Origin of the sequence: Brevundimonas sp. 374 (genome assembly GCF_900102995.1) — a bacterium.
Taxonomy (GTDB): domain Bacteria; phylum Pseudomonadota; class Alphaproteobacteria; order Caulobacterales; family Caulobacteraceae; genus Brevundimonas; species Brevundimonas vesicularis_C.
On the sequence record NZ_FNKT01000001.1, the window covers coordinates 43,254 to 66,414 of the forward strand.

The following is a 23,161-nucleotide window of genomic DNA, read 5'->3' on the forward strand; positions in this document are numbered from 1 at the left end:
CCCCGATTAATAGCGGTCGGGGCGCGGGCCATCCAGCACATAGGGCACCACGCCGCGCTCGTTCTCCGGCACGTGCAGGGTCCGGTCCAGGGGCGGGAAGGCGCGCTGGGTGCAGTCGGTGCGCTCGCAGATGCGGCAGCTGACGCCGATCCGCGCGGCCGGGCCGTTCAGATCGAGCCCGGCGGCATAGACCAGGGCGCCCGCATGTTCGACCTCGCATCCCAGGGACAGGGCGTAGCGGCGGTCGTTGGCGAGATAGGAGCCGCTGGGCTTGGACACGCTGCGGGCGATGGAGATGTAGCGCGAGCCGTCCGGCATCTCGGCCAACTGCACCCCGATCCGGTCCGGCGCCGCGAAGGCTTCGTGGACGTTCCACAGCGGGCAGGCGCCGCCGAAGCGGGCGAACTGGAAGCGGGTGGCGCTGTGGCGCTTGGTGATGTTGCCGGCCATGTCCACGCGGGCGAAATAGAAGGGCACGCCGCGCCAGCCGGGCCGTTGCAGGGTCGAAAGCCGGTGGCAGACCTGTTCGAAACTGACCTGGAAACGGGTGCGCAGCCGGTCGATGTCGTGCTTCTCCTCGCGCGCGGCCTCCAGGAAGGCGCGATAGGGCAAGAGCAACGCGCCGGCCGCATAATTGGCCAAGCCGACCCGGGCGACGTCCCGCGCGGCGTCAGTGCGGAACGCGGCCTGATCCAGTTCGGCTTCGATCGAATCGCGGAAGGACAGCAGGGCCAGCTGGTGCGCCAGCTGGAACGACCGCGTCGCGCCGGGCTGCCAGGCGTCCAGCGTCAGGACGCGGCTGGCGGGATCGTAGCGACGCAGCGCCTCCTGACCGGCGACATAGGCGACGCGAACGCCGTGCGCCTGGCTCAGCGCAGACTCCAGCGCCCGCTCGATCTGGCCGTCCTGAACCAGGGTCGCCGCCAGCGCCTCGGCCGCGGTGTCCAGCGCGTCGATATAGTTGTCGCGATAGTGGAAGAAGTCGCGCACCTCTTCGTAGGGCAACAGAGCGACGCTGGCGCCGTGTTCGTCCCGGCCCAGGGTGTCGTCCAGCGCCTTCACCCGCTCGTCCAGGCGGCGGAAAGTCTGGTGCAGGGCCAGAAACTGGCGGGCCAGGCGCGGGGTGTTGGCGACGGCCTGTTTCAGTTCTGCGGCCGTGGGCGGCTCTGCTTCCCCGGCGATATCGGTGGTGGCTTCGCGCAGGTCGGCGATCAGGCGGGCGTCGCCTTCCAGGTCAAACAGACTGGCGTCCACGTGAAAGGCGCGGGTCAGGGCGATCAGGACGCGGGCGGTCGCCGGGCGCTGGTTGGTCTCGATCTGCGACAGATAGGACGGCGACAGGCCCAGCCGCTCGGCGCAGGCCTCCAGCGTCCAGCCGCGCGCCTCGCGCAGCTTTCGCAGCTTGGCGCCCAGGAAAAGCTTCTCAGCCATTCGCAACTTTGCAGATCATATCGCCATCCTTTGCAAGCCCGCGCAGTTCCACACTTTTTGCAAAGTTGCGTTTGCCATTTTGCGATGAAGGCGCCACGCGTTCTTTGAACGAGAGGCGAAGATCCATCATGACTCAAGCCATCCTTGAAGAACTGGAGCGCCGTCGCGCCGCCGCCAAACTGGGCGGTGGGGAAAAGCGTATCGCCGCCCAGCACGCCAAGGGCAAGCTGACGGCGCGCGAACGCATCGACGTGCTGCTGGACGAAGGCTCCTTCGAGGAGACCGACATGTTCGTCGAGCACCGCAGCCACGACTTCGGCATGCAGGACCAGCGTATCCCCGGCGACGGCGTGGTGACGGGGCGCGGCACCATCGGCGGGCGGCTGGTCTATGTCTTCTCCAAGGACTTTACGGTCTTCGGCGGGAGTCTCTCGGGCGCCCATGCGGCCAAGATCGTCAAGCTGCAGAAGATGGCCCTGACCACGGGCGCGCCGATCATCGGCCTGTTCGACGCCGGCGGGGCGCGGATCCAAGAGGGGGTCGAGAGCCTTGCCGGTTACGCCGACATCTTCCTGCAGAATACGCTCGCCAGCGGCGTCATTCCCCAGATCAGCGTGATCATGGGGCCGTGCGCGGGCGGCGACGTCTATTCGCCCGCCATCACCGACTTCATCTTCATGGTGAAGGACACGAGCTACATGTACGTGACCGGACCCGATGTGGTGAAGACCGTCACCAATGAGGTGGTCAGCCACGAGGACCTGGGCGGCGCCCGCGTCCACGCCGGCAAGTCGGGCGTGGCGGACGGGGCGTTCGAGAACGATCTGGAGGCCCTGTCGGAGGTGCGCCGCCTGATCGGTTTCCTGCCGCTGTCGAACCGCGAAAAGCCGCCGGTGCGCGAAAGCTATGACGAACCGGAGCGGGATGAGCCGTCGCTGGACACATTGATCCCGGCCAATCCGAACCAGCCCTATGACATGAAGGAACTGATCCTGAAGGTGGTGGACGAGGCCGACTTCTTCGAGATCGGGGCCGACTTCGCCAAGAACATCATCACCGGCTTCGGGCGTCTGGACGGCCAGACGGTCGGGATCGTCGCCAACCAGCCCCAGGTACTGGCGGGCGTGCTGGACATCGATTCAAGCCGCAAGGCCGCGCGGTTCGTGCGCTTCTGCGACGCCTTCGACATTCCGCTGGTGACCTTGGTGGATGTGCCGGGCTTCATGCCGGGGACCAAGCAGGAGTACGGCGCCCTGATCAAACACGGGGCCAAGCTGCTGTTCGCCTATGCCGAGGCGACGGTGCCGAAACTGACCCTGATCACGCGCAAGGCCTATGGCGGCGCCTATGATGTGATGAGTTCCAAACACCTGCGCGGCGACGTCAACTACGCCTGGCCCACCGCCGAGATCGCGGTCATGGGCGCCAAGGGGGCGGTCGAGATCATCTTCCGCAAGGAGGCCGGCGATCCCGAGGCCCTGGCCGCGCGCGAGGCGGAGTACAAGGACCGGTTCGCCAATCCGTTCGTGGCGGCGGGCCTGGGCTATATCGACGACGTCATCATGCCGCACGGTACGCGGCGGCGGCTGGTGAAGGCGCTGCGGACGCTGAAGAACAAGGTCCAGGAGAACCCCTGGAAGAAGCACGACAACATTCCGCTGTAGGCTCAGACATGTTCTCCAAAATCCTCATCGCCAACCGGGGCGAGATCGCGGTTCGGATCATCAAGACCTGCCGCAACATGGGCATCCAGACGGTGCAGGTCTATTCGGAGGCCGACGCTGGATCGCTGGCGGTCGAGATGGCCGACGAGGCGGTGCTGATCGGGCCAGCGCCGGCGGCGCAGTCGTATCTGCTGGCGGACAAGATCGTCGAGGCGGTGCGCCAGACGGGGGCGCAGGCCGTGCATCCGGGCTTTGGGTTCCTGAGCGAGAACGCCGGATTCGCGCGGCGGCTGAGGGACGAGGGGATCGCCTTCATCGGCCCGAACCCCGAGGCCATCGACGCCATGGGCGACAAGATCAGCTCCAAGAAGCTGGCGGCCGAGGCGGGCGTCTCGACCGTGCCGGGGCATATGGGGCTGATCGAGACGCCGGACGAGGCGGTCAGGATCGCCAACGAGATCGGCTATCCGATCATGATCAAGGCCTCGGCCGGCGGCGGCGGCAAGGGCATCCGGGTGGCCCATTCGGACGCCGACATGGCCGAGGGGTTTGCGGCGGTGAAGGCCGAGGCGCTGAACGCCTTCGGCGACGACCGGGTCTTCCTGGAGAAGTTCATCGTCGATCCGCGCCATATCGAGATCCAGGTGCTGGGCGACAAGCACGGCCATGTGGTCCATCTGTTCGAGCGCGAATGTTCGATCCAGCGCCGCAACCAGAAGGTCATTGAGGAGGCGCCCAGCCCCTTGCTTGACGAGGCCACCCGCGCCGCCATGGGGGCGCAGGCCGTCGCCCTGGCCCAGGCGGTGAACTATGACTCGGCCGGTACGGTCGAGTTCGTCGCGGGGCAAGACAAGAGCTTCTACTTCTTGGAGATGAACACCCGGCTGCAGGTCGAGCATCCGGTAACAGAGCTGATCACGGGCGTCGATCTGGTCGAGCAGATGATCCGTTCGGCCTGGGGCGAGACGCTGGCCTTCGAGCAGAAGGACCTGAAGATCGACGGCTGGGCCATCGAGAGCCGCATCTACGCCGAAGATCCCTATCGCGGCTTCCTGCCGTCCATCGGCCGGCTGGTTCGCTACGAGCAACCCGAAGAAGGCGATCAGGGGGACTATACGGTCAGAAACGATTCCGGCGTCCGCGAGGGCGACGAGATCAGCATGTTCTACGATCCCATGATCGCCAAATTGTGCGCCTGGGGCGAGACGCGCGAGGCGGCGGTCGAGGGCATGGCTCGCGCGCTGGAGGACACCCACCTGTCGGGCCTAGGCCACAATGTGCCCTTCCTGGCGGCGGTGATGGACCAGGACCGGTTCAAGTCGGGCAATCTGTCGACCAGCTACATCAAGGACGAGTTCCCGGACGGCTTCCACGGCCTGAAACCGACGCAGGACCAGGAGCGCATCCTGATCGCCTCGGCCCTAGCCATGCACGAGGTCATCGCCGAACAGGACGGCGATCCGTCGGACCGCACCGACTGGATCGTGATGATCGACAAGACCCCTCACGGCGTCGGGCTGTCTTATGACGAGGACGAGGAGATGATCCTGACCCTGACGGGCGGTGGCGAAATCCGCCTGTCGGACATCGACTGGCGGCCAGGTCTGGCCCAGTTCAAGGCCGATCTGGACGGCGAGCCCTTCACCGCCGAGGTCAAACGCGTCGCCGACGGCTTCGACATCCGCCACCGTGCGGCCAGGGCGCGGGTGCGGGTGCTGCGGCCCCACGTCGCCGAACTGTATGCGCGCCTGCCGGAGAAGGTCGCGGCGGACACCTCCAAGATGGTGCTGTCGCCGATGCCGGGTCTGGTGGTCTCGATCCCGGTGGTCGTGGGTCAGGAGGTCAAGACCGGCGAGACGGTGGCCATCATCGAGGCCATGAAGATGCAGAACATCCTGAAGGCCGAGCGCGACGGGGTTGTGAAGGCCGTCGGCGCCAAGGACGGCGATCCCGTGGCGGCGGACGACGTGCTGGTGGAGTTCGGGTGATGACGGGCTTTCCCGCGCCCACGCCGCTGGAATGGCGCGAGGCGGCCCAGAAGGCGCTGAAGGATCGGCCGATCGAGTCGCTGATGCATCTCGACGCCGATCAACTGGTGACGCGGCCGCTGTACGCAGGCGCGACGGGCGTGCAGCCGATCTTCGCCCCGCGTCCGTCCGACTCCGAAGGCCGGGCCTGGGATCTGCGGACGCTGGTGGAGGGCGACGATGCCGAGGCGGTCAACGCCGCCGTCCTGACCGATCTGGAGAACGGCGCGGCCTCGGTGGTGTTGAAGGGGCGGGTGCTGGCGGATTCCGCGCCCTTGGGCCGGGCGCTGGAAGGCGTGGCGCTGGAGTTGGCGCCCGTCGCGCTGGACGCCGGGATCGACGGGCCGGATGCAGCCAATGCCCTGGCGGTCGGCGCCAAGGGCTCTCCGCGCGCCAAGCTGCGATTTAATATGGACCCGGTCTCGGCCTTCGCTGAGGCGGGCGGGGCCCCGCGTTCGGTAGAAGAGCATCTGAGCCTGGCGGCCAATACAGCGGCGCGTCATGCGGGCACCTATCCCGATGCGACCTTTTTCCTGGCCAGCGGGCGCGTGGCGCACGAGGCGGGCGGATCGGCGGCGCAGGAGCTGGCCTTTGCGGCGTCCAGCGTCGTGGCCCATGCGAAGGCGGCGGTGGAGGCCGGGATGTCGGTCGAGGCGGCTTTGCGCGGCACGGTCGTCGGCCTGTCGGTCGATGCGGAATATTTCGACAGCCTGGCCAAGGTGCGGGCCATGCGGCTGATCTGGGCCAGCCTGACGAAGGCGTTCGACGTGGATGTTCCGGCGGTGATCGAAGCGCGCTCGTCGCGGCGGATGCTGTCGGCGCGCGATCCCTGGCCCAATCTGCTGCGGCTGACGGCGGCGGGCTTCGCCGGCGCGGTCGGTGGGGCGGACGTCGTGGTGCTGGATGGCTTCACCCGCGCCTCGGGGCGGGCTGACGCCTTTGCCAGGCGTCAGGCGCGCAATACGCAATTGGTGCTGATGGAGGAGGCCAATCTGGGCCGGGTCGACGATCCCGCCGCCGGCTCCTGGTATCTCGACGCCCGCACCCGCGACCTCGCCGAAGCCGGCTGGGCCGAGTTCCAGATGATCGAGGCCGAGCGCGGTCTGGTCGAGGCCCTGAAGGGCTCGGTCATTCAGCCGCGTATCGCCCGCGCCCGCGCGGTCCGCGAGGCCGCGCTGACGAACGGCGCGGCGCAGATCATCGGCGTGACCAAATATGTCGATGCGGACGTGCGGCCGGCGCCGGTCGAGGCGGGCGATGAGACGGCTGTGGCGGTCGAGCGGGTGTGCGAGCCCCTGGCTCCGATCCGGTTCGCCGCGGCCTTCGAGGAGGCGGCTCAGTGAGCTTTCCAGACTTCAGCAAGATCGCCCTAAACCTTGATGCGACCGGGCAGGGGCCAACCCGCGCGCCGTGGCTGACGCCCGAGGGACTGACGGTCGAGACCGCGTATGGGTCCGAGGGCCTGGACGAGTTGGATCACCCGCATGGCCTGCCGGGGTTCGCACCGTTTGTGCGTGGGCCCTATCCGACGATGTATGCGGGCAATCCCTGGACGATCCGGCAATACGCCGGCTTCTCGACCGCCGAGGAGTCGAACGCCTTCTATCGCCGCAACCTCGCGGCCGGTCAGAAGGGGCTGAGCATCGCCTTCGATCTGGCGACCCACCGGGGCTATGACAGCGATCACCCGCGGGTGAAGGGCGACGTCGGCATGGCGGGCGTGGCCATCGACAGCATCTATGACATGCGCACCCTGTTCGACGGGATCCCGCTGGACCAGATGTCGGTGTCGATGACGATGAACGGGGCGGTGCTGCCGATCCTGGCCCTCTATGTCGTCGCGGCGGAAGAACAGGGCGTGCCGCACGCCAAGCTGACCGGAACCATTCAGAACGATATTCTGAAGGAGTTCATGGTCCGCAACACCTACATCTATCCGCCCGAACCCTCGATGCGGATCATCGCCGACATCTTCGCCTGGACGGCGCAGGAGACGCCGAAGTTCAACTCGATCTCGATCAGCGGCTATCATATGCAGGAGGCGGGAGCCTCGGCGGATATCGAGCTGGCCTATACGCTGGCGGACGGGATCGAATATCTGCGGGCGGGCGTCGCGGCGGGCATGCCCATCGACCGGTTCGCGCCGCGCCTCAGCTTCTTCTGGGCCATCGGCATGAACTATTTCATGGAGGTGGCCAAGATGCGCGCCGGCCGCCTGCTGTGGGCCGAGGCGGTGCGCAAGGAAGGCGGGGTCGATCCCAAGTCGCTGTCCTTACGCGCCCACTGCCAGACCTCGGGGTGGAGCCTCGCCGCGCAGGACGTGTTCAACAATGTGCCCCGCACCATGGTCGAGGCCATGGCGGCGGCGGGCGGCCAGACGCAGAGCCTGCACACCAATGCGCTGGACGAGGCCCTGGCTCTGCCCACCGACTTCTCGGCACGGATCGCGCGCAACACCCAGATCCTGTTGCAGCAGGAGACGGGGCTGACGCGGGTGATCGACCCCTGGGGCGGCAGCTTCTATGTCGAACGGCTGACCCACGAACTGGCCGAACGGGCGCGCGCCCATATGGCCGAGGTCGAGGCCTTGGGCGGCATGGCGAAGGCGATCGAAGCCGGCATCCCCAAGCTGCGGATCGAGGAGTCCGCCGCCAAGACCCAGGCCCGGATCGACACCGGCCAGCAGACGGTGGTGGGGGTGAACAAATATCTGAACCCTGTCGTCGACGACATTCCGATGCTGAAGGTCGACAATGCGGCGGTGCTGGCGGCCCAGATTGACAAGTTGAAGCGCCTGCGCGCCGAGCGAGATCAGGCGGCGACCGATGCGGCGCTGAACGCCCTGACCGAGGGCGCGCGCGGGAATGCCAACCTGCTGGAACTGGCGGTTCAGGCGGCCCGCGCCAAGGCGACGGTGGGCGAAATCTCCGACGCGCTGGAGGCCGCCTTCGGCCGCCACGTGGCGACGGTCCAGACCGTGTCGGGCGTATACGCCAAGGAGGCGGGGACCGACGCCCGCTTCGCCCGCGCCCGCGAGATGGTTGCGACCTTCGTCGAAAACGACGGCGGCCCACCGCGCATTCTGATCGCGAAGCTGGGCCAGGACGGGCACGACCGGGGCCAGAAGGTCGTCGCGACCGGATACGGCGATCTGGGCTTCGACGTCACGGCCGGCAGCCTGTTCCAGACGCCGGCCGAGGCGGCCAAGGATGCGGTGGAAAAGGGCGTTCACGCGGTCGGCGCATCATCGCTCGCGGCCGGGCATCTGACGCTGGTGCCCGAGTTGAAGGCCGAGTTGGAGAAACTGGGCCGGCCCGACATCATGATCGTGGTCGGCGGCGTGATCCCGCCGTCCGACGTCCAGCCCCTGCTCGATATGGGCGCAGCCGCCGTCTATCCGCCCGGTTCGGCCATCGCCGATACGGCGGTCGACCTGATCGAGAAGCTGAACCAGCGTCTGGGTTACGCCCAGCCGACCCCCGACAAGGACAAGTCATGATCGGCGCCCTGAACCACGTCGGCGTCGCCACGCCCTCCATCGCCGACTCGATCAAACTGTATCGCGATATCCTGGGCGCGACGAAGATCGGCGAGCCGTTTGACCTGCCGGCGCAGGGGGTGAAGGTCTGTTTCGTGGATACGCCGACGGCTCAGATCGAGCTGATCGAACCTTATGACGACACCAGTCCCATTGTCGGCTTCCTGGCCAAGAATCCCAAGGGCGGCCAGCATCACGTCTGTTTCGAGGTCGCCGACATCCACGCCGCCGTTGCCGAGATGCGCGCCAAGGGGGTGACGATCCTGGGCACAGGCGAGCCGCGCATCGGGGCGCACGGGACGCCGGTCGTCTTCCTGCATCCGCGTGACATGGGCGGCGTGTTGATCGAGCTGATGGAGACGCCAAAAGCGGGGCATTAAGCGGAGCCTTTGGTCAGGTTGGGCCGTTGAAGGCGAAACCAGAGGACATGACATGATGTCGCACCGCCTGACCGCATTCGTCGCCATAGCCGCCCTGACCGGCGCCGCAGCCTGCTCTCGCACCGAGCCCGAACAGCCCGCCGCCCCGGTCGAGCCAGCGGCCGCCCCTGCATCCGATGCGCCCTCGATCGGTTATGCCTGCGAAAGCGGCGCGACGCTTCAGGTCCAGTATATCGACAGCGACAACGCCAGGCTGACCCATCAGAACCAGACCTATGCCTTGCGTTCGGTGCAGGCCGCCAGCGGCGCGCGCTATGTCGGCGGCGGGGTGGAATGGTGGACGGCGACGCGTGACGGACAGGAGAGCGGCACGCTGAGCCGACTGGGGCCGGACGGCACGACCGGCGTCGCGGTGCTGGAGCGCTGCTCGCGGCCGATCCCCGGCGCTGAAATGACGCCCGGACCGCTGCCGGCGCCGGGTCAGACGCCGACCGAGGCGGCCGGTGGGGTCTTGCCCGCTGCGCTGCCCTGCAAGGGGCCGCAACTGACGCTGGCGGCGGGCGACGGGGATGCGGGCGCGGGAAATCGGGTCAGCAACTTCAGTCTTCAGAATATTGGAACCCAGGCCTGCAGCCTGACCGGCTATCCGACAGTGACCTTGCAAGACGCGCGCGGGCGCACCCTGTCGTCCATTCGCGCCGAACAGAGCCCAGGAAGCTATTTCCGCCAAGGCCAGGCCCCGACGCCGGTCCAGCTGGCGCCTCGCGCCAAGGCCTATTTCGAAATGGCCTGGAGCGTCGTGCCCAATGAAGCCATGCAAAAGACGTGTCCCGATGCGGCCACGATAAAGGTCACTGCGCCCAGTGATACCGCCGCCGTCAGCCTGCCGTTCTCGTTCAGTCCCTGCGGCGGCCGCATTCGTGTCAGTCCGATCCGGGCCGAGGCCAACCCGGCGCCGGCGACCTGAGGCGGGTGGAAACCGATCGAAAATCGGCGTAGGTCGCGGCCCATGACCCAGAGCTTCTACGACCGCGTCGCCGGCGAACTGTCCGAGATTGACGCCCAGGGCCTGACCAAGCCCGAACGCATCATCGCCTCGCGCCAGGGGCCGGTGATCCAGGTCGCCGGACGCGACGTGCTGAACTTCTGCGCCAACAACTATCTTGGCCTGGCCGGTGACGAGCGCGTGACCCAGGCCGGGATGGCGGCGCAAGCGAAGTGGGGCGCGGGCACCGCGTCCGTGCGCTTCATCTGCGGCACTTTGGAGATCCACAAGGAGCTGGAAGCGGCCATCGCCGCCTATCTTGGTTTCGAGGACGCCATCCTGTTCGCCGCCGCGTTCGACGCCAACGGCGGTCTGTTCGAGCCGCTGCTGGGCGAGAACGACGCTATCGTCTCCGACAGCCTGAACCACGCCTCGATCATCGACGGGGTGCGGCTGTGCAAGGCCAAACGCTATCGCTTCGCCAACTCCGACATGGACGAGCTCGAGAGCCGGCTGAAGGAGGCCCGTGCGGCCGGCGCCCGCGACATCATCATCGCCACCGACGGCGCCTTCTCGATGGACGGCTATATCGCCAAGCTGGATCAAATCCGGGCGCTGGCCGACAAATACGACGCCCTGATCATGGTGGACGACTGCCACGCGACCGGCTTCCTGGGCCCGCAAGGCAAGGGCTCGTTCGCCCACCATGGCGTCGAGGTGGATTTCGTCACTGGCACCTTCGGCAAGGCCTTGGGCGGCGCCATGGGCGGTTTCATCTGCGCGAAGAAGTCGGTGGTCGAACTGCTGAAACAGCGGGCGCGGCCCTATCTGTTCTCCAACGCCCTAGCGCCGGCTGTGTGCGGGTCCAGCCTGGAGGCGATCCGCATCGCACAAGGCGCCGAGGGCGATGCGTTGCGCACCCGCCTGTCGGCTAACGCCCATCGCTATCGCGGGGCCATGTCGGACGCGGGCTTCACCCTGCTGGACGGCGAGCATCCAATCATCCCTGTCATGCTGGGCGATGCCAAACTGGCGCAGGATTTCGCGGCGCGGGCGCTGGAGCTGGGCGTCTATGTGATCGGGTTCTCGTTCCCCGTCGTGCCGCGTGGCCAGGCCCGCATCCGCACACAGATGTCGGCGGCTCATACCTTCGACCAGATCGACCGGACGGTCGAAGTGTTCACCCAGGCGGGACGCGAGCTGGGCGTCATTTAGCCCTTTTCGCCCGCCATCGACGAAGACCAAGCGGCGAGGAGGCGTGGGGCCTCAGCTGCGGGTTTCGGGATGAACCCGGAGCCGTGATTTCAGGGAGTTGAGACTATGACCGACACGATGAAGGCCCTGGCCAAGACCGCGCCCGGCGTCGGCCTGGAACTGATCGACGCCCCGATCCCCGAGGCGGGACCGGAAGACGTGCTGATCCGGGTGCATCGCACCGCCGTCTGCGGCACCGACATCCACATCTGGAACTGGGACGAATGGTCCCAGAAGAACGTCCCGACCCCGATGATCACCGGCCACGAGTTCGCCGGCGAGATCGTCGCCATCGGCAAGGACGTCGATCGTCCGCTGAGGATCGGCCAGCGCGTCTCGGCCGAGGGCCACGTCATCGACCTGAACTCCGAAGCGGCCCGCGCCGGACATTTCCACCTGGACCCCAAGACGCGCGGCATTGGCGTGAACCGCCAGGGCGCCTTCGCCGAGTTCGTGGTGGCGCCGGCCTTCAACGTCATCGAACTGCCGGACGACGTCCCCTATGAGATCGGCTCGATCCTGGATCCGTTCGGTAATGCGGTGCACACGGCGCAGCAGTTCGACCTGCTGGGCGAGGACGTCCTGGTCACCGGCGCCGGCCCCATCGGCATGATGGCCGCCGCCGTGGCCCGTCATGCGGGGGCGCGCACCGTGGTCCTGACCGATATCAACGATTTCCGGCTGGAGCTGGCGCAGAAGGTGGCGCCGGGCGTGCGCACCGTGAACACCACCAAGGAAGACATCCACGACGTGATGAAGGAGCTGGGCCTGAAGGTCGGCTTCGACGTGGCGCTGGAGATGTCGGGTTCGCCCGTGGCCTTCAAACAGTGCGTCGATACCCTGATCATGGGCGGCGGCATGGCCATGCTGGGCATTCCGGGCAAGCCGATGGAGACGGACTGGGGCGCCATCATCCTGAAGGCCCTGACGATCAAGGGCGTCTATGGGCGCGAGATGTTCACGACCTGGCGCAAGATGCTGGGCCTGCTGAAGGCCGGGCTGGACCTGAGCCCGCTGATCACCCACCGCCTGGGTTACGCCGACTACCGCGAAGGCTTCGAAGCGATGAAGTCGGGCCAGTCGGGCAAGGTCGTGCTGGACTGGGACAAGGCCGCCTAAGAGACGAGTAACGCTGATCAGACAGCGAGCAACTGTTTGATCAGCGCCTTTTCGAACCCCTTGGTCTCCGCGCCCGGCAAGGCCTTGCCGATTTCACCGCTTTCGAACAGGGCGAAGACCTTGGGGTGGACGTAGGACGCGCGGCAGACGGTGGGGGTGTTGCCCAGCAGACCGGCGACGGCTTTCACGCATACGGTGATCTTTCGCCTGGCGTCGGTGGGCGAGGTCGGGGCCTCGGTCTCGCGCAGCGCCCGCGCTGCCGAGACGGTGCCGGCCCAGGTGCGGAAGTCCTTGGCCGAGAACTGCTCGCCCATCGCTTCGCGGATGTAGGCGTTCACGTCATCGGAATCGACCGGGCACAGCGTGCCGTCGGCCGCGCGGTATTTGAATAGTTGCTGGCCGGGCAGGCCTTCCAGCTGTCGCACGACCTTGGCCAGGCGGCGGTCCTTGACGCTGACGCTGTGATCCTTGCCGCTCTTGCCTCGAAACTCGAACGTCAGGGCCGCACCATCCACATCGATGTGGCGCTTGTGCAGGGTCGTCAGGCCGTAGCTGCGGTTCTGTTTGGCGTAGATGGAGTTGCCGACCCGGATCAGGGTGATCTCCAGCAGGCGCACGGCTGTCGCCAGCACCTTGTCGCGACAGACGCCGCGAAGGGCCAGGTCGTGTTCGACCTTCTCGCGCAGTTTCGGCAGGTTGCGCGAGAAGGCCGGCAGCTTGTCGAACTTGTTCTCGGAGCGGGCCGTGCTCCAGTCGTTGTGATAGCGATATTGTTTGCGGCCCTTCACGTCCCGGCCGGTGGCCTGGATATGGCCGTTGGCCTTGGGACAGATCCAGACGTCAGTCCAGGCAGGCGGAATGGCCAGGGCGCGGATGCGGGCCAGGGTCTTGGCGTCCGTCACGGTCTTGCCCTTGGCGTCGCGATACGACCAGCCCTTGCCGGCGCGGCGGCGGGTCAGGCCCGCGAACTCGTCGCTGCAATAGCTGAGGCCCTGGGGAACTTCGGCGGCGATGTCGAAGGCGTGCGATCCGTCGGCCATCACCCGTTCGCCTTTTCGAGGCGATCATGCAGCCGTTTGATCCAGCGCTCGGCGGGGTCGCCACCCCACAGCAGCCAGGCGATATAGCCGGCCGAAGGATCGGTGCGGCTGCCCCAGCCCTTGCCGTCCTTGTCCACGGTGTGGCGGGCGAAGTAGCTGTAGATGTCCTTGATGTCCTTGTCCGAGACGGGCTTCTGATCCGCCAACTGATGGGCGCGGCGTACGCCGACCTCGGTGCCCCCCCGGTCGTGCTTGTCGCGCAGGTCGAGACCGCGCTTGGCCTGGGTCGCGACCCCCTTGGGCGGCTTGCGTTGCGCGTCGGTGAGGGTGGTTTTGGCGGCCATCGCATCTTTCCGTACAAGGACTTAGACCGAACGCCGTGTCTGGCGCGCGAGTTCCGCTTGACCGCGCGGGCCGGGCGCGGGACGAGGCGGCATGAACTATCGCCACAGCTTTCACGCCGGAAACTTCGCCGACCTGGTCAAGCACGCCCTGGTGCTTTGGCTGGTGAAGGCGCGGCAGGCGTCTGGGCCGCTGACGGTCTTCGACACCCATGCTGGGGCGGGGCTGTACGATCTGTCGGGCGACGGCGCGCGGTCCAGGGAGGCCGAGGCCGGCGTGGCGCGGCTGATGTCCGCCGGGGGGCGGACGCCGCTGATGGACGCGCTGGCGGCCGAGGTCGCGGCGCTGAATCCCGACGGCGGGGCGCGGTTCTATCCGGGGTCGCCGTTGCTGATCGCGGACGCGCTGACGCCCGGCGGTCGGTATGTCGGGTTCGAGCTGAACCCGCCGGTGCGGGCCGTGCTGGCCGAGGCGCTGACGGGGCGAGCGAACGCCGAGGCGCGCGAGGGCGACGGCTATGCGGCGGTGGCGGGGGAGGCGGCGAAAGTGCGCGGGCCGCTGGTGCTGATCGACCCGCCGTTCGAAAAGCCCGATGACTATATCCGCTCGGCCGAGACCGCGATTTCGGTGGTGAAGCGCGATCCGACGGCGACGGTGGCGATCTGGACGCCGCTGAAGGATCTGGAGACCTTCGACGGCTTTATCCGGCGGCTGCAAGGCAAGGCGGGGCCGACCTTGGTCGCCGAGGCGCGGCTGAGGCCGCTGACCAATCCGATGAAGATGAACGGCTGCGCTTTGGTGGTGGTCAATCCGCCGGCGGGCGCGGAAGCGGCCGCGACCGAGATCTGCGGCTGGGTCGCGGGGGCGCTGGGCGAAGCCGGCGGACGGGCCGAGGTCTGGACCTTCTGACCGCAGTCACTAGGTTGATCGCATGACGCGCATCGCCATTCTGGAAACCGGACACCCGCCGGAGCATCTGAAGGACGATTTCGACGACTATCCCGCGCGGTTTCGGGCTCTGCTGGGCGAGGGCGTGCCGACGACGCGGTTTGACGTGCAGTCGGGGCATCTGCCCGAAGATCCGTCGGTCTTCCAAGGGGCCATCGTCACGGGGTCGGCGGCGGGGGTCTATGACGACCTGCCGTGGATCCCGCAGTTGATCGACTGGCTGCGGGCGGCGCGGGGGCGGACGCGGCTAGTCGGCATCTGTTTCGGGCATCAGGCGCTGGCCCATGCGTTCGGCGGCGTGGTCGAGAAATCGCCCAAGGGCTGGGGCGTGGGGCTGCACCGCTATGACGTGCGCGAGGATGCGCCGTGGATGCATCCACGGGCGCGGACGATCGCCATTCCCGTGTCGCATCAGGATCAGGTCGTCGCGGTTTCGGACGATGCGCGGGTGATCGCGTCCAGCGGCTTTACGCCCTACGCCGGCCTGGCCTGGGGCGACGATGCGATCTCGTTCCAGTGTCACCCGGAGTTTCAGCCGGACTATGCGGCGGCCCTGATCGAGGGACGGCGCGGGGCGCGCATCCCGCACGATGTGGCGGATCAGGCGATCGACAGTCTGAAGCGGCCCAACGACCGGGCCGTGCTGACCGCCTGGATCCGCGCCTTCCTGCTGCTGACCCCGCCGCCGGTCGAGGATGACGGCAGCGGGATCTAGAGCCCCAGCAGCCGGATCAGCGCCAGCGCTAGCACCACCAAGGCGCCCAGCGACAGGATGACGGCGGCGACGACGCGGCCGCCGGCCCGTGCAACCGCGCGAATGTCAGTCTGAAGGCCCAAGGCGGCCATGGCGACGACGGTCAGAAGGCCCGAGGCGGCGGCCATGGGCGCCAGCGCGGCCTGCGGGATCAGGTCAAACGAGCGCAGGCCGATCATGATCAGGAAGCCGATGATGAACCAGGGCAGCAGGCGCGACAGGCCGGGTTTTGCGGCGCCGGGCGCGCGCTCGCGGAAAATCAGCGACAGCGCGAGGATGACGGGACCCAGCATCAGCACTCGCACCAGCTTGACCACCGTGCCGGTTTGCGTGGCGAGGGCGCCGAAGGGCGCGGCGGCCGCCAGAACCTGCGGCACCGCATAGACTGTCAGACCGGCCAGGGCGCCGTATTGCAGGCCGTTCAGATGGATCAGGCCCCCCAGCAGGGGCAGGGCCAGAACCACGATCACGCCGAGCACGGCGGTGAAGGCGATGGAGGCGGCGACCTCTTTTCCATCGGCGTCGATGACGGGGGCGACGGCGGCGATGGCCGAGTTGCCGCAGATGGCGTTGCCGCAAGCGACCAGCAGGGCCATGCGCGGGTTCAGGCCCAGGGCGCGGCCGACGCCGAAACCGACGACGATGGCGAGCGCGACCAGGGCGAAGATGCCCAGGACGAAGCCGGCCCCTAACGACGACAGGGTGGCGGCGCTGACCGAGGCGCCGAGCAGCACCACCGCGACCTCCAGCAGGGTCTTGGCCGAGAAGTCGATCCCGGCCTTGAACCGCGCATCGGGCGTCCAGGCGGTGCGGACGGCGGCGCCCAGCAGGATGGCCAGCACCAGCGGCTCCAGCCACACATGGCCGATCACATCGCGCTCGATGCTGGTCAGGCCGATGGCGGCCAGAGTGACCAGCAGGCACAGCATGACGCCCGGCCGGATCGTGCGTCCGGACGCCGTCACCGACGCCAAAGTGGGCGTTTGGAAGGGGGCGGGCAGGGCGGCGGACTTCATCGTCAAGCGTGATGCGCCTGCCCTCGACGGCGGTCCAACGGATAGTTATGGTCGTTTCAATCCGACTTGGAGATCAATCGTGAACTTGGAACGCCTGCGTATCTTCGTCGCCGTCGCCGAGCGTGACCACGTGACGGCGGCGGCGAGGGCGCTGAACCTGACGCAGTCGGCCGTGTCGAACGCCATCGCTGCTCTCGAGGCCGAGCATGACGTGCGGCTGTTTGATCGGGTCGGGAGGGGCGTCGTGCTGAACGAGACCGGCCGCGCCTTCCTGCCTGAGGCCAAGGCGGTGCTGGCGCGGGCGGCGGCGGCCGAGGCGGCGCTGGCGGACATGAGCGCCCTGCGGCGCGGGCGGCTGGCGGTGTTCGCGAGCCAGACCATCGCCAGCTATTGGCTGCCGCGCCGATTGGTGGATTTCCATACGGCCTATCCCGGCGTCGAACTGGCCGTCGAGATCGGAAACACGCGCGAGGCGGCGCAGGCCGTGTTGAGCGGCGCTGCCGAGATCGGCCTGGTCGAGGGGGCCGTGGACGAGCCGGCCCTGTCGCAGGTTCAGGTGGGGTCGGATCGGCTGGCCGTGCTGGTGACGCCGGACCATCCGTGGGCGACGCGACGTCGGCTGGAGGCGAATGATCTGGCGGACCAGCCTTGGGTGTTGCGCGAAGTAGGCTCGGGCACGCGATCGACTCTGGAGGCAGCGGTGCGGGACATTGGGGTCGATCCCGCGACCCTGTCGGTGTCGATGACCCTGCCGTCGAACGAGGCCGTGCTGGCGGCGGCCGAGGCCGGGGCCGGGGCCACGGCGCTGTCGGAAAGCGTGGCCTATGCGTCGGTGGCCGCCGGACGGCTGGTGACGGCGCCCTTTACCCTGCCCGAGCGGCCGTTCCGCCTGTTACGACACCGCGAACGGTATCGCAGCCGCGCCGGCGACGTGTTTGTCGAGGCGATGGGCTAGGGCCACTTCACCACCGGCGGCATGGACGACAGGATCGAGTCGACGTTTCCGCCCGTCTTCAGCCCGAACATGGTGCCGCGGTCGTAGAGCAGGTTGAACTCGACGTAGCGGCCCCGCCGGATCAGCTGTTCCTCGCGCTCCTCGGCCGTCCAGGGCTCGGCCATGCGGGCGGCGACAATGCGCGGATAGACGTCCAGGAAGGCCAGGCCGATGTCGCGGGTGAAGGCGAAGTCGCGGTCATAGTCGCCGCTGTCGTGATGGTCATAGAAGACGCCGCCGGTGCCGCGCGGCTCCTTGCGGTGGGGCAGATAGAAATACTCGTCGCACCAGGCCTTGTATTTGGCGTGCCAGGTCGGGTCGTGGGCGTCGCAGGCGGCCTGCATGGCGGCGTGAAAGGCGACGGTGTCGGGGTGATCCTGACGACGATCCGCCATCAGCACCGGCGTCAGGTCGCCGCCGCCGCCGAACCAGCTCTTGGTCGTGGCGATGAAGCGCGTGTTCATGTGAACGGCCGGAATGCGCGGGCTGACGGGATGGCAGATCAGGCTGATCCCTGTCGCGAAGAAGCGCGGATCGACGTCGGCGCCGGGCACATTCTTGGCGTAGTCGGGGGGAAAGGCGCCATGCACGGTCGAGACGTGGACGCCGACCTTCTCGAACAGGCGGCCGTGCATCATGCCCATGACGCCGCCGCCGCCCTCTGGCCGCTCCCATGCCGTGCGGACGAAGCGACCGGGCTCGCCGGGGAACAGGTCGGCGGGGGCGGCATCCTCCAGCGCCTCGAAGGCGGCATGGATGCGGTCGCGCAGATGTTCGAACCAGGCGCGGGTCTCGACCTTCTTAAGGTCGAGCGGATCGGAGAAGACGGCGTCGCTCATGGCGCGCTTGAACCACGTCGCGGCCGCGGCGTCATCCGGACAGGTTGTCATAAGCAGAATCGCGGGCGCTAATGGCCGTCTGCCGTTTTCAGGAAGCCCGCCAATGATCCGCCGTCTCGTCACCGTCGCCGTCGCCTCGCTCGCGCTGGAAGGGGTGGCCCACGCTCAGGACGCCGATGAGGCGCGTGTGATGGAGATTTTGAAGACCACGCCGCTGATCGACGGGCACAACGACCTGCCGTGGGCGCTGCGACAGCAATATGGAAATGACGTTTACGCCGTTGATATGACGAAGAATCTGGCGGCGTCGACCAAACTGCATACCGATATCGCGCGCCTGCGGGCCGGGGGCGTGGGAGGGCAGTTCTGGTCCGTCTATGTGCCCGCCAGCCTGACGCCGCTGGAGGCGGTCGAGGAAACCTTTGAGCAGATCGACACGGCCAAGCGCATCATCGCGGCCTATCCCGACACCTTCGGCCTGGCGACCACGGCGGACGAGGTGGATGCGGTGTTCAGATCGGGCCGGTTCGCCAGCCTGATCGGGATGGAGGGCGGCTATTCGATCGACGATTCCCTGGCCCTGCTGCGGGAGTTCTATCGAGCCGGCGCGCGCTACATGACCCTGACCCACTCCAAGACCACGACCTGGGCCGACAGCGCGACGGACGCGCCGAAGTGGGGCGGGCTCAGCCCGTTCGGCGAGGCGGTGGTCAAGGAGATGAACCGGCTGGGCATGATGGTCGACCTGAGCCACGTCTCCGAGGAGACGATGCTGGACGCCATGCGCGTGTCCGATGCGCCGGTGATCTTCTCCCATTCGTCGGCGCGGGCAGTCACGGATCATCCGCGCAACGTGCCGGATCAGGTACTGCGGATGATGCCGCAGGACGGCGGCATCGTGATGATCAACCTGGCGCCCGGCTTCGTCTCCGAACGGGTGCGGGCCTGGAACGGCGCCAAGGCGGGCGAGGAGGCGCGGCTGAAGACGCTGAATCCCGGCGATCCCGGCGCGGTGGAGGCCGCGGTGACCGCCTGGACCGCCGCCAATCCGACGCCCCAGGCGACCCTGGCCGACGTGGTGGCGCATATTCAGCACGTGCGCGAAGTGGCGGGCATCGATCATGTCGGCCTGGGCGCCGACTTCGACGGCATCGGCAGCCTGCCGGAAGGCATAGGCGGGGTGGACGCCTATCCGCGAATCCTGGCCGCCCTGATGGCGGCGGGCTGGACCGAGGCCGACATCCGCAAGATCGCCGGCGAGAACCTGCTGCGGGTCATGCGGGCGGTCGAGACCGTCGCGGCGTCAAAGGCCGGCGAGCGGCCGTCGATGGCGCGGCTGGAGCCCGCTTCGAGTCAGAACTGACCGACGGCGCCCGTCTGGCGCAGGCCTTCCCACAGGGCGATTCCGGCGGTGACCGACAGGTTCAGCGAACGGGCGTCGGGCCTCAGCGGCACAACGACACGGGCGTCGGCGGCGGCGTGGACATAGTCGGGGGCGCCGGCGCTTTCCTTGCCGAACAGCAGAGTGTCGTCAGGCTGGAAGACGAAATCGGGCAGGGGCGTCGCGCCCTTGGTCGTCAACAGCACCAGACGCCCGGCCGCACGATCCGCCTGGAAGGCCTCCCAGTCGGCGTGGCGAGTCATGTGGGACAGCGGGCCGTAGTCGAGGGCGGCGCGCTTCATGGCGCGGTCGTCGAAACGGAAGCCCGTCGGCTCGATCACATGCAGATCGACGCCGAAACAGGCCGACAATCGGATGCAGGCTCCGACGTTCTGAGGAATGTCCGGTTGAAAAAGGGCGAGACGCATTCTAAGGCCTGACATACGCGCGGCGAGGGGGTTTGTCGCGGTCTGTTTGCGAGCGTTTCGCAAGAAACGTCAGCAGCTTGCGTCCAAACCGGCGCAAGTCACGGGCCGTCGGGGATTCCCGGCGTCTTTTGTTGGTTCGTGCCGTGGCTGGGGACGCCCTTGGGGGTCTTCTGCGGCGTTCGAGAGGTGGAAACGTGGCCGAATCGGTCGTGCATACGGAAGACGGTCACAGCCCTGAGGGCGGTGATCCCAATCGTCGGGACTTTATCTACATCGCGGCGGGCGCCGCAGCGGTCGGCGCGGGCGCCATGATCGCCTGGCCGCTGATCAATCAGATGAATCCGGCGGCCGATACGCTGGCGCTGGCGTCGATCGAGTTCGACCTGACCAAGGTTCAGGAAGGCCAGCAGGTCGTCATCAAATGGCAGGGCAAGCCGGTGTTCGTGCGCTATCGCACCCCGGCCGAGCTGCAGAAGGTCATCGCGGACGATCACGCCCCGGACCTGAAACAGCCCCAGACCGACGCCGAGCGCACCAAGCCGGGTCACGAGAAATATCTGGTCGTCATCGGTTCGTGCACGCACCTGGGCTGCGTGCCGACCTTCGGCGCGGGCGATTACGGCGGCTGGTTCTGCCCCTGCCACGGCTCGCACTACGACGCCTCCGGCCGCATTCGTAAGGGGCCGGCGCCTCTGAACCTGGTGGTGCCGGAATACGATTATCTGTCCGACACCCGCGTCAAGATCGGCTGAGGACCAAGGGGGAATCATGAGCGATCACGAGAGCACCTACGTCCCGAAGACGGGCGTCGAGAAGTGGCTGGACACCCGGCTGCCGATTATCCGTTTCGGCGCGGACTACATGTCCCTGCCGACGCCGCGGAACCTGAACTACTGGTGGACCTTCGGCGGCATCCTGGCCCTGTGCCTGATGACGCAGATCGTCACCGGCATCGTCCTGGCCATGCACTATACGCCGAACGTCGATCTGGCCTTCGCCTCGGTCGAGCGCATCATGCGCGACGTGAACGGCGGCTGGCTGATCCGCTATGTCCACGCCAACGGCGCGTCGATGTTCTTCATCGCCGTCTATCTGCACATGCTGCGCGGCCTATACTACGGCTCGTACAAGGCGCCGCGCGAGATGATCTGGATCATCGGCTGCGTGATCTTCTTCCTGATGATCGCCACCGCCTTCCTGGGCTACGTCCTGCCGTGGGGACAGATGTCGTTCTGGGGCGCGGAAGTCATCACCAACCTGATCGGCGCCATTCCGGTGCTGGGCGAGCCGATCCTGATCTGGCTGCGCGGCGGCCCGGCGATCGACAATGCGACGCTGAACCGCTTCTTCTCGCTGCACTATCTGCTGCCGTTCGCCATCCTGGGCTGCGTCGTGCTGCACCTTTGGGCGCTGCACTCGGCCGGTCAGAACAACCCGGTCGGCATCCTGATCCCGAAGGATCGCGAGAAGAAGGACACGCTGCCCTTCCACCCGTATTTCACGGTCAAGGACGGCTTTGCGATCATCCTGTTCCTGATCCTGTTCGCCATCTTCGTCTTCTATCAGCCGAACGCGCTGGGCCACGCCGACAACTACATCCCGGCCAACCCGCTGCAGACGCCGGCGCACATCGTGCCCGAGTGGTACATGCTGCCCTTCTACGCAATCCTGCGCGCCATCCCGGACAAGTTCGGCGGCGTGGTGGCGATGTTCAGCGCCATCGGCGTGCTGTTCGTCCTGCCTTGGCTGGATACGTCCAAGGTGCGCTCGATGCGCTATCGCCCGACGATGCGGACCTTCTTCATCATCTTCCTGGTGGTGGGCGTGGGCCTGGGCTGGTGCGGTGGTCAGCTGCCTGACGCGCCGGTGATCGGGTCGTTCAAGACCTTCACCCTGATCGACGGCGACCTGAACTCCTACCTGTGGCTGACGCGCGTCTTCACCCTGTACTACTTCGTCTTCTTCCTGATCATCATGCCGTTGGTCGGGTTGAAGGAGCAGCCGCTGCCGATCCCGGCGACGATCTCCGAGCCGGTCCTGACCGACGCCGGCGCCGTCGAGCACAAGGTCTGAAAATCATGACGATTGGAATGAAGACCGTGTCGTTCAAGACGATCATCACCTCGGCCGCCATCGCGCTGGGTCTGTTGAGCGCGGCCGCTCCCGCCATGGCGTCGGGCGCCGCCGCTCATCCCCGCTCGGGCGGGTTCAGCTTCGAGGGGCCTTTCGGCACCTATGACCAGGGCCAGCTGCAACGCGGCTACAAGGTCTATCACGAGGTCTGCTCGGCCTGTCACAGCATGAACCTGATGCACTATCGGAACCTGGGCGACCGTCATGGGCCGTTCTGGAATCCGAAGTATCCGAACCCTAACGACAACCCCGTCGTGAAGGCTCTGGCCAAGGAAGTGCAGGTCGGCGACATCGACAGCGAGACCGGCGAGCCGATCCAGCGCGACGCCACGCCGGCCGACAAGTTCCGCGCCCCTTATCCGAACGCCACGGCGGCGGCGGCGGGCAACGGCGGCGCAGCCCCGCCCGACCTTTCGGTCATGGCCAAGGCCCGCCACGACGGCGCGAACTACATCTACTCGTTGCTTTCGGGCTACAAGGCGGCCCCGGCCGGCCTGCAGATCCGCGACGGGCAGCACTACAACCCCTATATGGCCGGCGACCTGACGCCGTTCTGGACCGGCGATCACAAGCACGTTCCGCCGGGCGGCTTCATCGCCATGCCGCCGCCCCTCAAGGACGGCTTGGTCACCTATGACGACGGTTCGCCGCAAACGGTGGATCAATACGCCAAGGACGTCGCGGCCTTCATCGCCTGGACGTCCGAGCCGAAGATGGTCGAGCGCAAGCAGGCGGGCTTCGGCGTGATGATCTATCTGCTGCTGTTCGCCGGCATCACCTATGTCGCCTACCGCCGCATCTGGAAGGGCGTCGCCCACTAAGGCCATCGCCGCCGGATCAAAGTCGTAAGCCCGCCAAGGTTCGCCTTGGCGGGCTTTTTCGTTTGCG

Annotated in this window: 22 protein-coding genes; 15 read left to right on the forward strand and 7 right to left on the reverse strand. The window is 67.2% G+C overall.

Annotated elements, in window-relative coordinates:
- Window positions 1-6 precede the first annotated feature (6 nt).
- Together BLR19_RS00160 and BLR19_RS14730 are read right to left on the reverse strand one after the other, a co-directional pair.
- Window positions 7-1,431, reverse strand: a complete 1,425-nt coding sequence (locus tag BLR19_RS00160; RefSeq protein ID WP_091745801.1) for a helix-turn-helix domain-containing protein — start codon at window positions 1,429-1,431, stop codon at window positions 7-9.
- Window positions 1,424-1,561 carry a hypothetical protein gene (locus BLR19_RS14730; protein ID WP_153923009.1) on the reverse strand — a complete coding sequence of 46 codons (138 nt, stop codon included), beginning with the start codon at window positions 1,559-1,561 and terminating at the stop codon, window positions 1,424-1,426. Before BLR19_RS14730 ends, BLR19_RS00160 begins: the two co-directional genes overlap by 8 nt.
- On the opposite strand from BLR19_RS14730, the gene BLR19_RS00165 reads away from it, so the two are divergent.
- From BLR19_RS00165 to tdh, 8 genes are all read left to right on the forward strand, one after another.
- Complete coding sequence (locus tag BLR19_RS00165) at window positions 1,560-3,095, forward strand: acyl-CoA carboxylase subunit beta (protein WP_091745804.1); 1,536 nt, start codon at window positions 1,560-1,562, stop codon at window positions 3,093-3,095. The genes BLR19_RS14730 and BLR19_RS00165 overlap by 2 nt on opposite strands.
- A gap of 8 nt (window positions 3,096-3,103) precedes the next feature.
- The gene (locus tag BLR19_RS00170; RefSeq protein ID WP_091745807.1) at window positions 3,104-5,083 is read left to right on the forward strand and encodes an acetyl-CoA carboxylase biotin carboxylase subunit; all 1,980 of its coding nucleotides are present in this window, start codon (window positions 3,104-3,106) and stop codon (window positions 5,081-5,083) included.
- The gene (locus BLR19_RS00175; RefSeq protein WP_091745810.1) at window positions 5,083-6,465 is read left to right on the forward strand and encodes a methylmalonyl-CoA mutase family protein; all 1,383 of its coding nucleotides are present in this window, start codon (window positions 5,083-5,085) and stop codon (window positions 6,463-6,465) included. The genes BLR19_RS00170 and BLR19_RS00175 overlap by 1 nt, the downstream gene beginning before the upstream one ends.
- A complete protein-coding gene (gene scpA, locus BLR19_RS00180) occupies window positions 6,462-8,621 on the forward strand; it encodes a methylmalonyl-CoA mutase (RefSeq protein WP_091745812.1) in 2,160 nt (719 codons plus the stop codon). Before BLR19_RS00175 ends, scpA begins: the two co-directional genes overlap by 4 nt.
- The gene (gene mce / locus BLR19_RS00185; RefSeq protein ID WP_091745815.1) at window positions 8,618-9,040 is read left to right on the forward strand and encodes a methylmalonyl-CoA epimerase; all 423 of its coding nucleotides are present in this window, start codon (window positions 8,618-8,620) and stop codon (window positions 9,038-9,040) included. Before scpA ends, mce begins: the two co-directional genes overlap by 4 nt.
- Before the next feature lie 52 nt (window positions 9,041-9,092).
- On the forward strand, window positions 9,093-10,007 hold the full coding sequence (locus BLR19_RS00190) for a DUF4232 domain-containing protein (RefSeq protein ID WP_091745818.1): 915 nt from the start codon (window positions 9,093-9,095) through the stop codon (window positions 10,005-10,007).
- Between the two features lie 42 nt (window positions 10,008-10,049).
- Window positions 10,050-11,240, forward strand: coding sequence for a glycine C-acetyltransferase (locus BLR19_RS00195; RefSeq protein WP_091745821.1), 1,191 nt, complete (start codon window positions 10,050-10,052; stop codon window positions 11,238-11,240).
- Between the two features lie 117 nt (window positions 11,241-11,357).
- Complete coding sequence (gene tdh / locus BLR19_RS00200; RefSeq protein ID WP_369818838.1) at window positions 11,358-12,398, forward strand: L-threonine 3-dehydrogenase; 1,041 nt, start codon at window positions 11,358-11,360, stop codon at window positions 12,396-12,398.
- Between the two features lie 17 nt (window positions 12,399-12,415).
- Here the strand turns inward: tdh and BLR19_RS00205 are convergent, their stop codons facing one another.
- Together BLR19_RS00205 and BLR19_RS00210 are read right to left on the reverse strand one after the other, a co-directional pair.
- On the reverse strand, window positions 12,416-13,438 hold the full coding sequence (locus tag BLR19_RS00205) for a DNA topoisomerase IB (RefSeq protein WP_091745827.1): 1,023 nt from the start codon (window positions 13,436-13,438) through the stop codon (window positions 12,416-12,418).
- On the reverse strand, window positions 13,438-13,782 hold the full coding sequence (locus BLR19_RS00210; protein WP_066550731.1) for a hypothetical protein: 345 nt from the start codon (window positions 13,780-13,782) through the stop codon (window positions 13,438-13,440). The genes BLR19_RS00205 and BLR19_RS00210 overlap by 1 nt, the downstream gene beginning before the upstream one ends.
- A 91-nt stretch (window positions 13,783-13,873) precedes the next feature.
- Between BLR19_RS00210 and rlmJ the strand changes: the two genes are divergently transcribed.
- Window positions 13,874-14,689: a 23S rRNA (adenine(2030)-N(6))-methyltransferase RlmJ gene (gene rlmJ, locus BLR19_RS00215; protein ID WP_091745831.1), complete on the forward strand. Its 816-nt coding sequence runs from the start codon at window positions 13,874-13,876 to the stop codon at window positions 14,687-14,689.
- 22 nt (window positions 14,690-14,711) lie between these two features.
- A complete protein-coding gene (locus BLR19_RS00220; protein ID WP_091745834.1) occupies window positions 14,712-15,443 on the forward strand; it encodes a glutamine amidotransferase-related protein in 732 nt (243 codons plus the stop codon).
- Here the strand turns inward: BLR19_RS00220 and BLR19_RS00225 are convergent.
- A complete protein-coding gene (locus BLR19_RS00225) occupies window positions 15,440-16,498 on the reverse strand; it encodes a YeiH family protein (protein WP_176758288.1) in 1,059 nt (352 codons plus the stop codon). The two genes, BLR19_RS00220 and BLR19_RS00225, sit on opposite strands and share 4 nt — an antisense overlap.
- Window positions 16,499-16,577: 79 nt before the next feature.
- Here BLR19_RS00225 and BLR19_RS00230 point away from each other — a divergent pair, with 79 nt between their 5' ends.
- Window positions 16,578-17,453, forward strand: coding sequence for a LysR family transcriptional regulator (locus BLR19_RS00230; RefSeq protein WP_091748978.1), 876 nt, complete (start codon window positions 16,578-16,580; stop codon window positions 17,451-17,453).
- Here the strand turns inward: BLR19_RS00230 and hemF are convergent.
- Window positions 17,450-18,331 (reverse strand): oxygen-dependent coproporphyrinogen oxidase, encoded by an 882-nt coding sequence (gene hemF / locus BLR19_RS00235; RefSeq protein WP_091748981.1) that lies wholly within the window; start codon window positions 18,329-18,331, stop codon window positions 17,450-17,452. The genes BLR19_RS00230 and hemF overlap by 4 nt on opposite strands.
- A 103-nt stretch (window positions 18,332-18,434) precedes the next feature.
- Here hemF and BLR19_RS00240 point away from each other — a divergent pair, with 103 nt between their 5' ends.
- A complete protein-coding gene (locus tag BLR19_RS00240; protein WP_091745842.1) occupies window positions 18,435-19,694 on the forward strand; it encodes a dipeptidase in 1,260 nt (419 codons plus the stop codon).
- Here BLR19_RS00240 and BLR19_RS00245 read toward each other — a convergent pair.
- Window positions 19,685-20,140, reverse strand: coding sequence for a tRNA (cytidine(34)-2'-O)-methyltransferase (locus tag BLR19_RS00245; protein ID WP_091745845.1), 456 nt, complete (start codon window positions 20,138-20,140; stop codon window positions 19,685-19,687). The two genes, BLR19_RS00240 and BLR19_RS00245, sit on opposite strands and share 10 nt — an antisense overlap.
- 194 nt (window positions 20,141-20,334) lie before the next feature.
- Here BLR19_RS00245 and petA point away from each other — a divergent pair, with 194 nt between their 5' ends.
- From petA to BLR19_RS00260, 3 genes are read left to right on the forward strand one after another with little or no spacing between them, the layout of a single operon-like run.
- A complete protein-coding gene (gene petA, locus BLR19_RS00250) occupies window positions 20,335-20,892 on the forward strand; it encodes a ubiquinol-cytochrome c reductase iron-sulfur subunit (protein WP_045810115.1) in 558 nt (185 codons plus the stop codon).
- 16 nt (window positions 20,893-20,908) lie between these two features.
- Complete coding sequence (locus BLR19_RS00255; protein ID WP_091745848.1) at window positions 20,909-22,213, forward strand: cytochrome b; 1,305 nt, start codon at window positions 20,909-20,911, stop codon at window positions 22,211-22,213.
- Between the two features lie 5 nt (window positions 22,214-22,218).
- A complete protein-coding gene (locus BLR19_RS00260) occupies window positions 22,219-23,094 on the forward strand; it encodes a cytochrome c1 (RefSeq protein ID WP_255366338.1) in 876 nt (291 codons plus the stop codon).
- Window positions 23,095-23,161 lie beyond the last annotated feature (67 nt).